Annotated in this window: 11 protein-coding genes; 8 read left to right on the top strand and 3 right to left on the bottom strand. The window is 69.4% G+C overall.

Going from position 1 to position 16,658, the window contains the following annotated elements; translation table 11 throughout:
• The first annotated feature begins 33 nt into the window (after positions 1 to 33).
• The 8 genes from COC42_RS07330 (at position 34) to cobA (ending at position 10,790) form a co-directional block, all read left to right on the top strand.
• On the top strand, positions 34 to 615 hold the full coding sequence (locus tag COC42_RS07330; RefSeq protein WP_096342502.1) for an ANTAR domain-containing response regulator: 582 nt from the start codon (positions 34 to 36) through the stop codon (positions 613 to 615).
• Complete coding sequence (locus COC42_RS07325; protein ID WP_096342501.1) at positions 612 to 1,808, top strand: CmpA/NrtA family ABC transporter substrate-binding protein; 1,197 nt, start codon at positions 612 to 614, stop codon at positions 1,806 to 1,808. The genes COC42_RS07330 and COC42_RS07325 overlap by 4 nt, the downstream gene beginning before the upstream one ends.
• Before the next feature lie 256 nt (positions 1,809 to 2,064).
• Positions 2,065 to 3,300 (top strand): nitrate/nitrite transporter, encoded by a 1,236-nt coding sequence (locus COC42_RS07320; RefSeq protein WP_096342500.1) that lies wholly within the window; start codon positions 2,065 to 2,067, stop codon positions 3,298 to 3,300.
• Positions 3,300 to 4,490, top strand: a complete 1,191-nt coding sequence (locus COC42_RS07315) for a hypothetical protein (protein WP_096342499.1) — start codon at positions 3,300 to 3,302, stop codon at positions 4,488 to 4,490. The genes COC42_RS07320 and COC42_RS07315 overlap by 1 nt, the downstream gene beginning before the upstream one ends.
• Positions 4,490 to 6,970 carry a nitrite reductase large subunit NirB gene (nirB, locus tag COC42_RS07310; protein WP_096342498.1) on the top strand — a complete coding sequence of 827 codons (2,481 nt, stop codon included), beginning with the start codon at positions 4,490 to 4,492 and terminating at the stop codon, positions 6,968 to 6,970. Before COC42_RS07315 ends, nirB begins: the two co-directional genes overlap by 1 nt.
• Complete coding sequence (nirD, locus tag COC42_RS07305) at positions 6,967 to 7,305, top strand: nitrite reductase small subunit NirD (protein WP_096342497.1); 339 nt, start codon at positions 6,967 to 6,969, stop codon at positions 7,303 to 7,305. The genes nirB and nirD overlap by 4 nt, the downstream gene beginning before the upstream one ends.
• 130 nt (positions 7,306 to 7,435) lie before the next feature.
• Complete coding sequence (locus tag COC42_RS07300) at positions 7,436 to 10,018, top strand: nitrate reductase (protein WP_096342496.1); 2,583 nt, start codon at positions 7,436 to 7,438, stop codon at positions 10,016 to 10,018.
• The gene (gene cobA / locus COC42_RS07295) at positions 10,008 to 10,790 is read left to right on the top strand and encodes a uroporphyrinogen-III C-methyltransferase (RefSeq protein WP_096342495.1); all 783 of its coding nucleotides are present in this window, start codon (positions 10,008 to 10,010) and stop codon (positions 10,788 to 10,790) included. The genes COC42_RS07300 and cobA overlap by 11 nt, the downstream gene beginning before the upstream one ends.
• A 114-nt stretch (positions 10,791 to 10,904) precedes the next feature.
• Here cobA and COC42_RS07290 read toward each other — a convergent pair whose 3' ends face one another.
• The 3 genes from COC42_RS07290 to COC42_RS07280 are packed head-to-tail and all read right to left on the bottom strand — an operon-like array spanning position 10,905 to position 16,644.
• Positions 10,905 to 14,123, bottom strand: coding sequence for a PAS domain S-box protein (locus COC42_RS07290; RefSeq protein ID WP_096342494.1), 3,219 nt, complete (start codon positions 14,121 to 14,123; stop codon positions 10,905 to 10,907).
• Complete coding sequence (locus COC42_RS07285) at positions 14,120 to 15,676, bottom strand: glycosyltransferase family 2 protein (RefSeq protein WP_096342493.1); 1,557 nt, start codon at positions 15,674 to 15,676, stop codon at positions 14,120 to 14,122. Before COC42_RS07285 ends, COC42_RS07290 begins: the two co-directional genes overlap by 4 nt.
• Positions 15,673 to 16,644, bottom strand: coding sequence for a HEAT repeat domain-containing protein (locus COC42_RS07280; protein ID WP_096342492.1), 972 nt, complete (start codon positions 16,642 to 16,644; stop codon positions 15,673 to 15,675). The genes COC42_RS07285 and COC42_RS07280 overlap by 4 nt, the downstream gene beginning before the upstream one ends.
• Positions 16,645 to 16,658: the final 14 nt, after the last annotated feature.

Below are 16,658 nucleotides of genomic sequence, written 5' to 3'. Positions count from 1 at the left end.
ATGCCGCCTCGCGCAGCCTGTAGCCCGTGGCGCGTGAGAATCGCGATCATCGATACCAGCACGACGCGCGCGGCGATCATTGCCGAGGGGCTGCGCGACGCCGGGCTCGACGATCAGGTGGTGCTCGATCCCGCCGGCCCGCTGGTCCGCCAGATCGAGGCGTGCGCGCCCGAGGTCGTGCTCATCAACCTCGAAAATCCCAGCCGTGACCAGCTCGAGGACTTTTTCGCCATGTCGCGCGCGCTGGGCCGTCCAATCGCGATGTTCGTCGATCAGTCGGATGCCGAGAGCGCGCTGGCCGCGGTCGATGCGGGCGTCTCCGCCTATGTCGTCGACGGGTTGGCGCGACAACGGATCAAGCCCGTGCTCGACGTCGCGATACGGCGTTTCCAAGCCTTTTCGCGCCTTCAGGCCGAGCTTGCCGAGGCGAGGACGGCGCTGGCCGACCGGCAGACGATCGACCGTGCCAAGGCGATCCTGATGCGCCGCCGCGGTATCGACGAGCCCGCGGCCTATGCGCTGCTGCGCCGTCACGCGATGCAATCCAACCGCCGCATCGCCGAGGTGGCGGAGGCGATCGTCACCAGCGACGCGCTGATGGGAGACCTGCCATGAGCACCGAGCGTCTGCGCGTCGGCTTCCTGCCGTTGGTCGATGCGGCGCTGCCGATCCTGGCGCACGAGCTGGGCTTTGCCGAGGCCGAGGGGCTGGCGATCGAGCTGGTGCGCGACGTCACCTGGGCGACGGTGCGCGACCGGCTGATCTATGGCCATACCGACGCCGCGCACATGGTCGCGCCGCTCGCCATCGCGACCGCGCTGGGAAGGACGGGACCGGCGATGGCGATGGCGGTACCGTTCGTGCTGGGGCTCAACGGCAACGCGATCACCTTCTCGGCCGCGCTGGGCAAGGCGTGCGGGCTGGGCGAGATGCTGGGCGAGCCGCATGCGGTCGGCGCGGCGCTGAGGGCGACCGCGATGGCCCGCAAGCTGCGCTTCGGCGTCGTTCACCGCTATTCCAGCCACAACTACATGCTCCGCTACTGGCTGGCGGGAGTCGGCATCCGCCCCGACACCGATGTAGAGATTGTCGTCACTAGTCCGCCCTTCGCCGCCGATGCGCTGGCGAGCGGCGAGGTCGACGGTATCTGCGTCGGCGAGCCGTGGAACTCGATCGCGGTCGATCGCGGCGTCGGCCGCATCGCGCTGGCGACAGCGCAGATCTGGCGCCGCGGCGTCGAGAAGGTGCTGGCGATGCGCGCCGATGTCGCCGCCGATCGCGGGGACGCGACGCAGCGCCTGATTCGGGCGCTCCACGCCGCCGCGGCGCACTTCGTGCGGCCCGACACGGCCGAAGGAAGCGCGGCGATCCTCGCGCGTCCCGCCTATCTTGATGCACCCGCCGACGCGATCCTGCGCGCGATTACCGACCGCATCCGCCTCGTCCGGGGCGGGGAGCCCGTCCACTATCCCGACTTCATGTTCCAATATCGGGAGGCGGCGAACTTCCCATGGCGTAGCCAGGCAGCATGGCTTTACGCGCAGATGACGCGCTGGGACGGGCGCGGCTATGATGCGGGCGATGCGGCGATCGCGGCGGCGACGTTCCGGCCCGATCTCTACCGCGCGGCGCTCGCCGGATCGGGCGCGGTGCTGCCGGGTGCATCGTCGAAGCTTGAAGGGGCACTCGGCGAACCGATCGGCGCGGGTTCGACGCAGGGGCGGCTGGTGCTCGGCAACGACCGCTTCTTCGACGGGCGCGCCTTCGATCCCGACGACATCCCTGCCTATCTCGCCGGGTTGCCGTGACTCTGCGGTTGCACATGCTGCAACTGCGAAAAGCGCTTGCACCGCGCCCGCGAATCATGCAGCTTATTGTTCGCTCGGCAAGGATGCCGGGCGCGAGATAGCAGCGACACGCCTCTCCAGCGCGGGGGAGGCCAAGCTGACGGAAGCCGGCGCCGCCGGCATCCGATAGGGCAACGAAGCCGCCAGGACGCACCCGAACAGGGTCGCCGTCCCGGCGGCTTTTTTCGTTTTTGGAGCTGAGCCGAGGGGACGGGCGATGGCGACGGCATATTGGGAAGACACAGGGACTACGAAGAGCGGCTTCTGGCGGAGCGGGCATGTGCCCACGCTGGTCGCGGCATTCCTTTATTTCGACCTCGCCTTCATGGTCTGGGTGCTGCTGGGGCCGCTCGCGCCCGAAATCGCGAAGACGCTCGCGCTGACCCCGGCCGAGAAGGGGCTGATGGTGGCGGTGCCGACGCTGGCGGGCGCGGTGCTGCGCGTCGTCAACGGGCTGCTGGTCGATCGGATCGGCCCGAAGCGCTCGGGCGCGATCAGCCAGGTGATCGTCATCGCCGGGCTGTTTTCGGCCTGGGTCCTGGGGGTCAACAGCTTCGCGGGTACGCTGGCGTTGGGCGTGGTCCTGGGCTTTTCCGGCGCGTCGTTCGCGATCGCGCTGCCGCTTGCCAGCCGCTGGTACCCGCCCGAGCACCAGGGCAAGGCGATGGGGCTGGCCGGCATGGGCAATTCGGGCACCGTCTTCGCCGCGCTGTTCGCGCCGGGCGTTGCCAAGCTGTTCGGCTGGAACGCGGTGCTGGGCCTTGCCTGCATTCCGCTGACGATCGTCTTCGTGGCATATATGGTCATGGCCAAGGATGCGCCCGGCGCGCCGGCGCCCAAGCGGCTCGCAGAATATCTGGCCCCGCTGCGGCAAGCGGATGCGTGGTGGCTGATGGGCTTCTATTCGGTGACGTTCGGCGGGTTCGTCGGGTTGGCGGCGAGCCTGCCGATCTACTTCACCGACCGCTTCGCCCTGACGACGATCGAGGCGGGCTATGCGACCGCAGCATGCGTGTTCGCCGGGTCGCTGGTGCGGCCGATGGGCGGCGCGCTGGCCGACCGCGTGGGCGGAGTGAAGGCGCTGACTGGGGTGTTCCTGCTCGCGGCGGCCGCGCTGGCGGGCGTGGCCCTCGCTGGCAGCTTCGCCGCGGCGCTGACGCTGTTCGTGGTCGCGATGCTGGCCCTCGGGGCCGGCAATGGCGCAGTGTTCCAGCTCGTGCCGCAGCGTTTCAGCGCCGAGATCGGCGTGATGGCCGGCCTCGTCGGCATGGCGGGCGGGGTGGGCGGCTTCTATCTCGCCTCCTCCCTCGGCCTCGCCAAGCAGTGGACGGGCAGCTTCGCGTCGGGCTTCCTCATCTTTGCCGGGCTTGCGGTGGTCGCACTGGCCGGGCTGACGCTGGTCAAGGCCGGCTGGCGGCGCAGCTGGGGCGCGGCGGAGGGGGTGCGGATCTGATGCGTGCAGTCGCGCTCCTTGCCCTCGCCGCCGCGACCCCGGCGACGGCGCAGACGATCAAGCCGCTCGCCGAGGCGCGCCTGCGCTACGAGCATGCGGAGCAGGACGGCCTTCCGCTCGATGCCGACGCGGTGACGATGCGCGTCCGTGCCGGCGTGGAGGCGAGCACCGGCGGGTTGTCGGCGCTGGTCGAAGCGCAGGGGAACCTTGCGATAGTTGGCGACTATCTCGACGGACTGCACGGGGTCCAGACCCGCCCGCTCGTCGCCGATCCGCAGAATGTGGCGATCTACCGCGCGCAGCTTCGCTACGCCCGGGCGGGTCATTCGGTGACCCTCGGGCGCCAGCGGATCGCGCTCGACGACGAACGGTTCGTCGGCAACATCCCCTTTCGCCAGAACGCGCAGACCTTCGATGCGGTGCGCGGCGAGTTCTCGCCAATGAAGGGCGTCAGGGCAGACTTCAGCTATGTCTGGTCGGTGCGCACTCTCTGGGGGATCGACGGCAACGGCGCGCGCCAGCGGGCAATTTCGGGCGACACGGTGCTCGCCAACCTTGCCTGGGCATCGCCGATCGGCACGCTGACGGGCTTCGGCTACTGGATCGACCAGGACGAGGCGGCGGTGCAGGGCTTTCGCCTGTCGAGCCGGACGCTGGGTGTGCGTCTCGCCGGTACGCGGTCGATCAGCGGGGTGAAGCTCGCTTATGCCGCCAGCTATGCGCGGCAGGTCGATCACCACCGCAACCCCAACGATTATCAGGCCGATTACTGGACGGTGGATGCCGCGCTCGACCTGAACGGCCCGCGCATCGGCGGCGGGTACGAGGTTTTCGGCGCTGGTGACGGCCGCGCGCTGACCAGCTTCCAGACCCCGCTCGCCGCCAATTTCAAGTTCAACGGCTGGGCAGAGAAGTTCACGATCAAGCCCGCCGATGGCCTGCGCGACCTTTATGCCGGCGCTGGCTGGGGGTGGAAGGCGGTCGGTCCGCTCAGGGCGGTGACGGTGTCGGCGACGTGGCACCGGTTCGAGAGCGACCGGCTGATCCGCCATTACGGCGACGAGATCGATCTGCTCGCCCAGGCGCGCATCGGCCGGACGACGGCCGCCATCCGCTACGCGGACTACCGGGCCGACCGCTTCGCGACCGACACGCGCAAGCTGTGGCTCCAACTCGACTGGACGATCTGATGAAATACGAGCCCCTTAAAGCGCCCGAGGGCGACCTACGCGACCACCTGATCGTCATCGGCAACGGCATGGCCGGTTGCCGCGCGGTCGAGGAACTGCTGGCCCGCGACCCGGCACGCTACCGCGTGACGATTTTCGGCGCGGAGCCGCGGGTCAACTACAACCGGATCATGCTGTCGCCGGTGCTGGCGGGCGAGAAGACGTTCGAGGAGATCGTCCTCAACGGCCACGACTGGTACGCCGACCACGGCATCACGCTGCTGAGCGGCGACCCGGTGGTCGCGATCGACCGCGAGGCGCGCACGGTGACGAGCCGCAGTGGCCTGACGCTCCACTACGACCGGCTGCTGATCGCGACGGGCAGCGATCCCTTCATCATCCCGGTGCCCGGCCACGACCTGCCCGGCGTCGTCAGCTTCCGCGACATGCACGACGTCGAGGCGATGCTGGCGGCAGCCGACCGGGGCGGCAGCGCGGTCGTGATCGGCGGCGGCCTGCTGGGGCTCGAGGCGGCGCACGGTCTCAGTCTGCGCGGGATGAAGGTGACGGTGCTGCACCTGATGCCGACGCTGATGGAGCGTCAGCTGGACGAGGCGGCGGGCTGGCTGCTCAAGACTGCCCTCGAGGCGCGCGGGCAGACGATCCTGACCGGGGCCGACACCGCCGCGCTCGTCGGCGACGGCCGGGTCGAGGGCGTCCGGCTGAAGGACGGAACGGAAATCGCTGCCGATCTCGTCGTCATGGCGGTCGGTATCCGACCCTCGGTCGCACTCGCGCGCCAGGCCGGGCTCGAGGTCGGGCGCGGGATCCGGGTCGACGACCATATGGTCACGTCCGATCCCGCGATCCTGGCGGTCGGCGAATGCGTCGAGCATGACGGACAGGTCTATGGCCTCGTCGCGCCGCTGTGGGACATGTGCCGTGCGCTCGCGGACGGGCTGGTCGAGGCCCCGAGCGGCTATCGGCCTGCGCCCACGTCGACCAAGCTCAAGGTCGCCGGGCTGGACGTGTTTTCCGCGGGCGACTTCTCCGGCGGGGGCGGGGCGGAGGACATCGTCCTGCGCGACGCGGCGCGCGGCATCTACAAGCGCGTGGTGGTGCGCGACGATCGCATCGTCGGCGCGGTGCTCTATGGCGATACGGCCGACGGCAACTGGTATTTCGACCTGCTGAAGCGTGGGACAAGCGTTGCCGACATCCGCGACGCACTCATCTTCGGCCAGGCCTTCGCCTCGGGAGGGGGGCAGACGGACCCTAAGGCGGCCGTTGCGGCGCTTTCCGACGATGCGGAAATCTGCGGCTGCAACGGCGTCTCCAAGGGCCGGGTCCTCGCCTGCATCGACGGCGGGGCGCATGGCCTCGACTCGGTGCGTGCCGGCTGCAAGGCTTCGGCGAGCTGCGGCTCGTGTACCGGAATCGTCGAAAGCCTGCTCGCCCTGCGCCTCGGCAGCGAGGTCGAGGCCGGGCCCAAGACGATGTGCAAATGCACCAGCTTCGGCCATGACGACGTGCGGCGCGAGATCGTCGCACAGGCTATGCGCTCGATCCCGGAGGTCATGCAGAAGCTGCACTGGTCGACGCCCGACGGTTGTTCGTCGTGTCGGCCGGCGCTCAACTACTATCTGCTCTGCGCGCTTCCCGGTGAATATGTTGACGACCAGCAGAGCCGCTTCGTCAATGAGCGGATGCACGCCAACATCCAGAAGGACGGCACCTATTCGGTCGTCCCGCGCATGTGGGGCGGCCTCACCAACCCCCGCGAGCTGCGCGCGATCGCCGACGTGGTCGAGAAGTTCAACGCCCCGATGGTCAAGGTGACAGGCGGCCAGCGGCTCGACATCTTCGGAATCAAGAAGGAGGACCTGCCCGCGGTCTGGGCCGACCTCAACGCTGCGGGAATGGTCTCGGGCCATGCCTATGGCAAGTCGCTGCGCACCGTGAAGACGTGTGTCGGCAGCGAATGGTGCCGCTTCGGCACGCAGGATTCGACCGGCTTGGGCGTGAAGATCGAGCGCGCCACCTGGGGCAGCTGGATGCCGCACAAGTTCAAGATTGCCGTCAGCGGCTGTCCACGCAATTGCGCCGAGGCGACCATCAAGGACTTCGGCGTCGTCTGTGTGGACTCGGGCTACGAGCTGCATGTCGGCGGCAATGGCGGGATCAAGGTCCGCGCCACCGACCTGCTCTGCAAGGTCGCGACCGAGGCTGAGGCGATGGAGATGTGCGCCGCCTTCATCCAGCTTTATCGCGAGGAGGCGCGCTATCTGGAGCGCACCGCGCCGTGGATCGAGCGTGTCGGGCTCGACTATGTCCAGTCGCGGCTGCTGCCCGATGCCGAGGCGCGCGGCGACCTCGCGCGGCGGTTCTGGTTCTCGCAGCAGTTCATGCAGGATGACCCCTGGGCGGCGCGCGCTGCCGGGGCGGATCGTGAGCAGCACGCGCCGATGGCGCGCTTCACCCCGGCGGAGGCGATGGCATGACTGGCGAGTGGCTCGATATCGGCTGGGCCGAGGAAATCCCGCTGCGCGGCGCGCGTACCATCAGTGTCGAGGGCGGCGACGACATCGCCGTGTTCCGCACCGGCGAAGATCGCGTGTTCGCGCTGCTCGACCGCTGCCCGCACAAGCATGGCCGGCTGAGCCAGGGCATCGTCCATGGCGGCGCGGTGGCGTGTCCGCTGCACAACTGGCGCATCAGCCTTGCGACCGGCGAGGCGCTCGGGGAGGACAAGGGCTGCACGCCGACCGTCCCGGTGAAGATCAGCGGCGGGCGTGTCTTGGTCTGCCGTGCCGGCCTGATGAGGGCCGCGGCGTGATCCTCCCCGGCACGAGGAGGGGGACCATGCGCAGCATGGCGGAGGGGACTATCCTCGCGCGCTGCCTCTCATTGCCGTTTCGCTTCACCAGCCTGCGGCTGGTCCCCCTCCTCGCGAGCGGGAAGGATCGATGAGCGTCAAGACCACCTGCGCCTATTGCGGGGTCGGGTGCGGGATCGTCGCCACGCGCACTGGCGAGCGGTCGGTGCGGATCGAGGGCGACCCCGAGCATCCCGCCAATCGCGGCCGGCTATGCTCCAAGGGCACGCATCTCGGCGAGACGGTGGGGCTGGAGGGGCGGCTCCTCCACCCCATGATCGGCAATCGCCGCGCGTCGTGGGACAAGGCGCTCGACCTCGTCGCCAGGCGCTTTCGCGACACCATCGCGCGGCACGGGCCGGGCAGCGTCGCCTTTTACGTCTCGGGCCAGTTGCTGACCGAGGATTACTATGTCGCCAACAAGCTGATGAAGGGCTTCATCGGCACCGCCAATATCGACACCAATTCGCGGCTGTGCATGTCGAGCGCGGTCGCCGGCCACAATCGCGCGTTCGGCGAGGACGTGGTGCCGGCAAGCTATGACGACCTCGACGCCGCCGACCTGATCATCCTCGTTGGCTCGAACACCGCCTGGTGCCATCCGATCGTCTATCAGCGCATCCGCGCGCGGTGCGACGCCGGGGCGAAACTCGTCGTCATCGATCCGCGCCGCACCGAGACGGCGGAGGAGGCCGATCTCCACCTCGCCATCCGGCCGGGCAGCGACGTTGCGTTGATGAACGGCCTGCTCGCCTGGTGTCGGGACGCGGGTGCGCTCGATCGTGCGTTTCTCGACGCGCATGTTACGGTGCCCGAGGGGTTCTGGACGCTGGCGGACGGCGATTTGTGGTCCACCGCGCGCACCTGCGACGTGCCCGCCGCCGACCTTCGCCGCTTCTACGAGCTGTTCGCCGCGACCCCGCGCACGGTGACGCTGTTCAGCCAGGGCGTGAACCAGTCGCTCGCCGGCACCGATCAGGTCAACGCGATCCTCAACGTTCACCTCGCCACCGGCCGCATCGGCAAGCCGGGCGCGCAGCCCTTCTCGATCACCGGCCAGCCCAATGCGATGGGCGGACGTGAGGTCGGCGGACTTGCCTCCACCCTCGCCGCGCACATGGACTTCGCCGAGGGAAACCGCGCGATCGTGCAGCGCTTCTGGGCCTCGCCGACCATCGCCGCCAAGCCGGGCCTGAAGGCCGTCGACCTGTTCCGCGCGGTGGGGGAGGGGCGTATCAAGGCGCTGTGGGTGATGGCGACCAACCCCGCCGTGTCGATGCCCGATGCCGGCCGCGTGCGAGAGGCGCTGGCGGGCTGCCCCTTCGTCGTCGTCAGCGATGTGATGGCCGACACCGATACCGGCGCCTTCGCCCATGTGCGCCTCCCTGCCGCCGCGTGGGGCGAGAAGGACGGTACCGTCACCAACTCGGATCGTACGATCAGCCGCCAGCGCGCGATCTTCCCGCTGCCGGGCGAGGCGAAGGCCGACTGGTGGATCGTCACGCAGGTCGCGCGGCGCATGGGGTGGAAGACCGCCTTCGCCTATGACCGCCCCGCCGATATCTGGCGCGAGCATGTGCGGCTCTCGACCTATCGCAATGACGGCACGCGTCTGTTCTCGCTCACGGGACGGGCGAGCGGCGGCAATGCCGACTATGACGCGATGGAGCCCTTTCGCTGGGGCGGCACACCCTTCGCCGACGGTCGGTTCCCGACGCCGGACGGCCGCGCGCGGCTGGTGCCGGTCACGCAGAAGCCGCTGGCTGCGCCGCTGCGCGACTGGCCGCTGACGCTCAACACCGGCCGCTATCGCGATCACTGGCACACGATGACGCGCACCGGCCTGTCGCCGAAGCTGGCGCGGCATCGAGAGGAACCGCTGGTCGAGGTTCATCCGGACGACGCAGCGCGGCTGGGGATCGCCAATGGCGCACTGGCGCGTGTCGCCACGCCGCAGGGCGAAAGCCTCTATCGCGCGCGTGTCACCGACGCGCAGCGGCCGGGCGAGCTGTTCGTGCCGATCCACTGGACCCACCGCACCTCGACCGGCGGGCGCACCGGGCTGCTGCCGCGCCCGCTCGCCGACCCGATCTCGGGCCAGCCGGGGTTCAAGGCGACACCCGCCGCCATCGCCGCGGTCGCGACGACGTGGCGCGGCTTCCTGATCCTCGCGGGAGAGCCGGCGAAGCGCCCGGATTGCCTTTGGGCGACCCGCGTGGCGGTCCCGTCGGGCAGCCTTTGGGAACTGGCGGGCGACGGCGGCACGGGCCTGCTCGACACCGCATTGCCGGCGGGGGAGCGGATCGAGGCGGTCGATACCGCGCGCGGGACGCGCCGGGTTGCCGTGCTCGCCGGCGGGCGGCTGGCCGCCGCCCTGTTCCTGACCGAGCGCGGCGAACTGCCGCCGCGCGACTGGCTGATTGACCAACTGCGCGAGGCCGAGGCGGCGCCGACGCTGCTTGCCGGCCGTGCGCCGGGGCCGGCGATCGACCGCGGCCCCATTGTCTGCACCTGCTTCGACATCGGCCTCAGGACCATCGTCGCGGCGATCCGCGAACAGCAACTGGCTGACGTCGCCGCCATCGGCGCGGCGATCGGCGCTGGCACCAATTGCGGTTCGTGCCGTCCCGCGCTGGCGCGGCTCATCACCGGGGAGACGACGCATGCGGCATGACGATTTCCCCGCCGGCAGCGTGTGGCTGGTCGGCGCCGGGCCGGGAGATCCCGAACTGCTGACCGGAAAGGCGCTGCGCCTCATCGCGGCGGCGGACATGATCTTCTACGATGCGCTGGTCGGTCCCGCCGTGCTCGACCTGATCGGGCCGGGCACCGAGCGCATCTGCGTCGGCAAAAGATCGGGTCGCCATTCGAAGGATCAGGCAACGATCGATTCGCTGATCGTCGCGGCGGCACGCTCCGGCGCCCGTGTCGTCCGGTTGAAGGGCGGCGATCCGGCGATCTTCGGACGGACGGCGGAGGAGCTTGCCGCCTGCCGCGCCGCGGGTGTGCCCGTCCGCATCTGCCCCGGCATCACTGCCGCCAGCGCGGCGGTCGCGTCGGCGGGGGCAAGCCTCACGCTGCGCGGGGTCGCGCGCCGGCTGACCTTCGTCACCGCGCATGTCCGGGCGGACTCGCCGCTCGATCTCGACTGGCGGACGCTCGCCGCGCCCGATTCGACGCTTGCGGTCTATATGGGCCGCGCGGCGGCGGCGACTGTCGCGCGGCAACTGATTGCCGCAGGGCGCGCGCCGGACACGCCGGTGTTGGTCGTCGTCAACGCCGCGCTGCCCGACGAGCGCATCCTGCGCGGACGGCTGTCCGCGCTCGCTTTCCTCGTTGAGACGGTGAGCGACGATGATCCCGCCATGCTCGTCATCGGCGAGGCCGTCGCGGCGACCGCGCCGCAAGCGACGGATCGCGTGAGCCGGAGCTGTGCGTCGGCATGAAGTTGTTCAGGCCGCTTTCCTTTCCCGAATGCGGGTGGCGCGCGTTTGCAGGGCATACGGCCCTTTGCTGTGGCGCCGCGTGGGCGGCGACGCTGCTGCTCGGCTAGGATAGGATCAGCGAACGGCCGACTGGGGCGGGCGAGTCGCGGGCGATGCAAGGGACGCGGTTCGGCCATCTGCCGCTGGAGCCGGATCGGTGGTGCGCTTGGTTGCGCCGAACCGATCGAGCCACGCCGCTGCCGCGGCGATGCGGGCGTCGCCCTGTGTGGTTTCGAGCGTCAGTTCCAGCTCGGCAGCCGCCTCGCCCAGTTCGGGTTCGCCGAACATCCCGGCCACCCCGGCGAATTGATGGAGCGCCCCGGCGAGGGTGGCGATGGCCTCATCCGTAACCTCGGCCGAACGGGCGACCGCCTCGACCTCGGCGAACAGTCTGGCCTTGCGTTCACGAAAGCGCTGTTCGAGGCCCGCAACGGGCGCTGGCGGGGGCGGATCCTGGGCCAGCGACGATGCGGGGATCAGACGTCCGAGCACCGCCAGCAGATCCTCGGCCGAAACGGGCTTGGCAAGGTGATGCTGCATTCCCGCCGCGAGGCATATGGCGACATCGTCGGCATAGGCATTGGCGGTGAGCGCGACGATCGGCAGGCGGTCGGGTCCATAGCCCGCCGCACGCAGTCGCCGGGTTGCCTCGAGCCCGTCCAGACGCGGCATCTGGACGTCCATCAGCACGAGGTCGAAGGGCGTTCCAGCCTGGTTCGCCGCCTCCACCTTGGCGATCGCGTCCTCGCCATCGGACGCGATGGTGGCATCGATGCCGATCCGCGCGGCGATGGCCAGCATGAGTTCCTGATTGATGTCGTGGTCTTCCGCCACAAGCACACGGGGCTGACGGCCCGTCGGCGCACGCGCGGGCACGGCGCTCTTCGGCGCGATGGTCGGGGCATGACCCGGCGCCCGGCGGCGCAGCGGGAGCGTGACCGCGAACAGCGTACCCTTCGCCGGCTTGCTGGTCACCTCGATCGTGCCGCCCATCAGCTTAACGAGGTGGCTGCTGATCGACAGGCCGAGCCCGGTGCCGCCGAAGCGGCGGGCGATCGACAAATCGGCCTGGGCGAACTTGTCGAAGATGAGCGACAGTCGCGATGGGTCGATGCCGATGCCGCTGTCCTCGACCTCCAGCCGCAGCGTCTCGCCAAGCGCGCGAGCGCGCACCACGACGCCGCCGCTTTCGGTGAACTTCACCGCATTGCCGATCAGGTTGAGCAGGATCTGCCGCAGCCGCAGCGGATCGCCGCCGATCGTCGCCGGGATCGCGGGGTCGATGTCGAGGTCGAGCGTCAACCCCTTGGCGCGGCTGACCGGCTCCATCAGCCGGATCGCGCCGCGCATCAGGTGGGGCAGATCGACGGGTTCCTCGGCCACGTGCATCTGGCCCGCCTCGATCTTCGAGATGTCGAGGATGTCGTTGAGCAGCCGCATCATTGCGCGTCCCGAATCGGCAATCAGCTCGACCGGACGGCGCTGGTCGGGCCGCAGGTCGCCGGCCAGCAACAGGTCGGTAAAGCCGATTACCGCGTTCATCGGCGTGCGGATCTCATGGCTCATATTGGCCAGGAATGCGGCCTTTGCCTGGGTGGCGTTCTCGGCGCGAATGCGGGCGAGCCGCAGCTCGTCTTCCAGCGCCTTCGCCTCCGAGATGTCGCGGAGCGAAGCGATCACCTCGAGGGGGGCGCGGGTCACCGGATCGCGGACAAGGCCCAGATGCGCATCGAGCCAGCGATACTGACCGGGCTCGCGTACCTGTTCGATACGATAGGCGACGATCCGCCGTTCCTGCTCGCCGCTCGCCACCGCCTCGAACGCGGCGATGGCCGCCTCCCGGTCGTCGGGGTGGAAGCGCACGAGCATGTGCTCTCCGACCAAGACGTGCGGCGGGATGCCCAGCAGTCGCTCGGCTGAGGGCGAGGCATAGATGCAATCGCCGGTCAGCGTCAGGCGGAACACCGCATCGGTGGCGTTGTCGGCCAGGAGGGAGAGCTGCTGGTCGCGCTCGACAAGCGCCAGTTCCGCGAGCTTCTTTTCGGTGACGTCGCGGATGTTGCCGGTCGTTCCGATGAACGCACCATCCGGGCCGCGCAGCGCACGCACGCTTACCTCGATAAAGGCGCTTTCGCCCGACTTGCGGAAGAAGCGTTGCCCGAGCGTGCACTCGCCGATCCTGCCCGAGACAAGATCGGGATAGACGGTGCGCGCCGTCGCCAGATCGTCGGGATGGAGCAGCCGGGTGGTGAACCAGCCGATGCTTTCCTCGACAGTATAGCCGGTCAGCGCTTCCCATGCGGGGTTGAGGAAGACCCAGCGGCCCTTCTCGTCGGTGCGGAAGATGACCTCGCGCATATTGTCGAGCATCAGCCGGTTTTCCGCCTCGCTCGCGCGCAGCCGCGCGGCGATCGCCTCGCGCCGGGCCAGCGCCGCCGCGACGGGCAGGCTCATGAAGAAGCTGACGGCGAGAAAGCCCTGCAGCACATGCAGACGGTCGCTCATCTCGCCGCGCACCAGCGTCATCGGCCCAAGTCCGCGCTGCGTCGCGATCCAGGCGATGACGGCGATCAGGGTCGTCGCCGCCGCCGACCCCAGCGCGCCCAGCCGGAATGCGGCGAGGAGGACGAAGGGTGCGGCGATATAGAGAAGCGGGAACCGCGTCTGCCCGAAGATCAGCAGCGTGGCGACGATCGTGACGCCGAGCACCAATGTCCACTCTGCCGGCGAGGCGGGTGACGGCGCGATCCGGCCGCGCCAAGTGTCGATACCGATCCACAGCGCGGGCGCCACGATCAGCAGGCCGAGCGCATCGGTCAGCCACCAGGTCAGCCATAAATCAACCCTGAACGAGCCGACCGGCGGGAGGACCAGTGACGCCAGCACGCCAGCGACCGCGGGAGCGATCCCGCCGGCAATCAGGCAGAAGGCGATCAGGTCGCCGCGATCCTCCATGTTCGGCCGGCTACGCCCGAGGCGGCGCATGCCGAAGCAGATCAGCAAGATCTCGACGCTGTTGACGCCGCTAAGGGCAAGGGCGCGAAGCACCGGGTCGCCGGCCAGCAGGTTGGATACCACGTTCGCGACGAACGCCGCCGCCACCAGCAGCAAATCGGGCTGCGGGCGGCGCAGCAGGATCGCCACGAGTACCGCATTGGGCAGCCACACCGCGGCGATCCGGCTCTGGTCGCGGGTCATCGCGACCCCGAAATAGGCAAGCGCACCGAAAACCAGCGCTACGCCGAGCATCGCCGCCACCGGGCCGGCCGTCGGGGCGCGCAGGTTACGGATCATGCGCTCATCTTCGGATCATCCGCCTCGCCAACGGGACCGCTCTCCTGATCGCGTTCATAAACCGTCGGCTCGGCTTCCGCCACCCGGCGTTCGACGGTGAGCGGCCAGGCGGTCTTGCTCTCGTCGGCGCGGGTATAGCCGGTGCGCGGCACTGCGGCCCAGGCAGTATCCTTCTTCAGGAAGCGCCAGAAGCCACGCAGGCGGTAGACGAGGTTGATCTGGCGGTAGCCGAAATTCTCGACCACCGCCGCCAGCGCGATCCGCCCCAGATCGGCGGCGCGGGGGGTGCGGCGCAGCTGCCGTTCCTCGAGCGCGAGCGTGGCGATGCTGACCCCGGTGCCGAAGACGAAGGTAAGGCTGAAGAAGGCGAGGGCTGTCGCCGGCTCAAGGATGCCGAGCAGATAGCAGACCGGCACCACGAGGTAGCCGATTAGCTCGGCCGGCGGGCCGATCACGTCCTCCAGCACCATCAGCGGCATCGCGATCAGCCCCACCCGGCCATAGCGCGGATTGCCGATCATCGCGCGGTGCGCGACCAGCGTTTCCAGCGCTCCCTGCTGCCAGCGCGACCGCTGGTTGCGCAGGCCCCCCAGCGTCTCGGGCGCCTCGGTCCAGCAGACGATCTCGGGTACGAACTCGATGCGATAGCGTTGGCGCCTTTCGCGCATGTGGCGGTGAAGGCGGGTGACGATCTCCAGATCCTCGCCCACGGTATCGTGGCGATAGCCGCCGATCTCGACCAGCACCGACCGCTTGAAGATGCCGAACGCGCCCGAGATGAGCAGCAGCGTGCCGGTATGCGCATTGGCGACACGCGCGGTCAGGAACGCGCGCAGATACTCGACGATCTGGAACCGCGGCAGCCATTTGGGCGAGACGCGCAGCGTGGTGATATGGCCGCCATCGACGGCGCTGCCATTCACGACACGGATCGCGCCGCCAACCGCGACGAGCTCACCGTGATCGGTCATGAAGGGCTCGGTCGCGCGTAGCAGGCCGTCCGATTCGATGATCGAATCGGCATCGATCACGCAGACCAGCGGCGTGACCGCAAAGCCGATCCCGGCATTGGCGGCATCGGCCTTCCGCCCGTTCTCCTTGTCGACGACGAGCAGGTTGGGATAGCCGGGTGAGGCATAGACACCGAGGATGCGCGTGGTCTGCAGCGCCACGAGCTGCTGGCGGTCGACGGAATGCATCCCGAACGCCTCGATCAGCCGCGCGAGCGTCGCGTCCTTCGACCCGTCGTTGACGACGATCACCTGATGATCGGGATATTGCAGCGCCAGCAGCGCCTTGACGCTGTCGACGACCGACAGCTCCTCGTTGAATGCGGGCGCGACGACGGTGACGGGGGGTGCGAGATCCTCGTAGCGCGACCATAGGTCGATCGAGCGCGGTGCGGGCTTGATCCGGCGCGCGAACACCCAGGCGGCGATCGCGAGCTGGAGGACCGATACCGCGTTGCGCGCGATGACGATCAGCATCGACGTCCAGGCGAGGCCGAGGATCAGCACCTGGCCCCAATAGGTCCACCCCGAAGCGGTACTCATCGCCGCAGTCCGATCGGCGCCTCGGGCGAGGGCTGGCCGCCACGCAGCAGCGCCAGCGCCTCGACCGCGCGCATCCGCACCCACCAGGACGGGTTCTCGACCAGTGCGGCGAGCATCGGTATCGCCTGGGTCAGCCCAAGTTGCCCGGCCGCACGGACCGCCTGGATCCGGACCTGATCGAACGGGTCGAGGAGCAGCGGGATCAGCCATGATCCGGCGCCGGGGTGGCCGAGCTTGCGGGCGGCGCGCGCGGCGGCGGCGCGAACCGCCGGATCGGGATCGCCTGCATGGTCGTGAAGCACCGCAAGGACCGAGAAGTCGCCGATCCAGCCCAGCGCCTCGACCAGCAATGGCCGAACCCGGCCCGTCGCCGGATCGCGCGACAGGGCGATGAGTTCAGCCGAGTGGCGTGGCGCCCCGGCGCGCAGGATCGCCTCGTGCAGCCGGTTGATCGGCCGGCGACGAAGGTCGAGCGTGTCGATCAGCACCCCGGGCGCGGGCACCGATCCGATCCGCGCCAGCGCCGCCGCTGCTTCCAGCCGCACGTCGTGCCGCCGGTCCTGCGCCAGGCAGCGCTCCAGCGCCTCGACCGCACGGGGCAGCGGATAGCGCTCCAGCTCGCGCATAGCGTCGACCCGCTGCGCGGCGTTGCCTTTGCGCAGCCGCCGGATCGCGCCGTCGGGCATCCCCAGTGCGTCGGCCAGCCGCATCAGCCGGTCGTGATCGTCGCCGCGCACCAACTGCAGCAGGTGGGAGAACACGCGGGTGCGGCGTTCATGGTCGATGCTGCGAAAGCGTTCGCGAAGGGTATCGACCTGCTCGGGGGTGCGCGCGGCCATCAGCTCGCGCGACAGGGCGATGTCGTCCGCGCGCTCGTGCCGCTGCTGCCGCTCGTCGATCAGCCGGCGCACATAGAGCGCGGCCATCGCCGTACAGCTGGTGACGGCAAACACGATCGACACGACCATCGCCGCGCCCGCCG

Origin of the sequence: Sphingomonas spermidinifaciens (genome assembly GCF_002351485.1) — a bacterium.
GTDB classification, from domain to species: domain Bacteria; phylum Pseudomonadota; class Alphaproteobacteria; order Sphingomonadales; family Sphingomonadaceae; genus Sphingomonas; species Sphingomonas spermidinifaciens.
The sequence above is the reverse complement of the archived record's forward strand: the minus strand, read 5'-3'. Positions and strand labels throughout refer to the sequence as shown.

Bases quoted from the DNA above. Each gene is read 5' to 3' on its own strand.
- COC42_RS07325 (WP_096342501.1), top strand. From the start codon at position 612: ATGAGCACCGAGCGTCTGCGCGTCGGCTTCCTGCCGTTGGTCGATGCG.
- COC42_RS07320 (WP_096342500.1), top strand. From the start codon at position 2,065: ATGGCGACGGCATATTGGGAAGACACAGGGACTACGAAGAGCGGCTTC.
- COC42_RS07315 (WP_096342499.1), top strand. From the start codon at position 3,300: ATGCGTGCAGTCGCGCTCCTTGCCCTCGCCGCCGCGACCCCGGCGACG.
- nirB (WP_096342498.1), top strand. From the start codon at position 4,490: ATGAAATACGAGCCCCTTAAAGCGCCCGAGGGCGACCTACGCGACCAC.
- nirD (WP_096342497.1), top strand. From the start codon at position 6,967: ATGACTGGCGAGTGGCTCGATATCGGCTGGGCCGAGGAAATCCCGCTG.
- COC42_RS07300 (WP_096342496.1), top strand. From the start codon at position 7,436: ATGAGCGTCAAGACCACCTGCGCCTATTGCGGGGTCGGGTGCGGGATC.
- cobA (WP_096342495.1), top strand. From the start codon at position 10,008: ATGCGGCATGACGATTTCCCCGCCGGCAGCGTGTGGCTGGTCGGCGCC.
- COC42_RS07290 (WP_096342494.1), bottom strand. From the start codon at position 14,123: ATGATCCGTAACCTGCGCGCCCCGACGGCCGGCCCGGTGGCGGCGATG.
- COC42_RS07285 (WP_096342493.1), bottom strand. From the start codon at position 15,676: ATGAGTACCGCTTCGGGGTGGACCTATTGGGGCCAGGTGCTGATCCTC.
- COC42_RS07280 (WP_096342492.1), bottom strand. From the start codon at position 16,644: ATGGTCGTGTCGATCGTGTTTGCCGTCACCAGCTGTACGGCGATGGCC.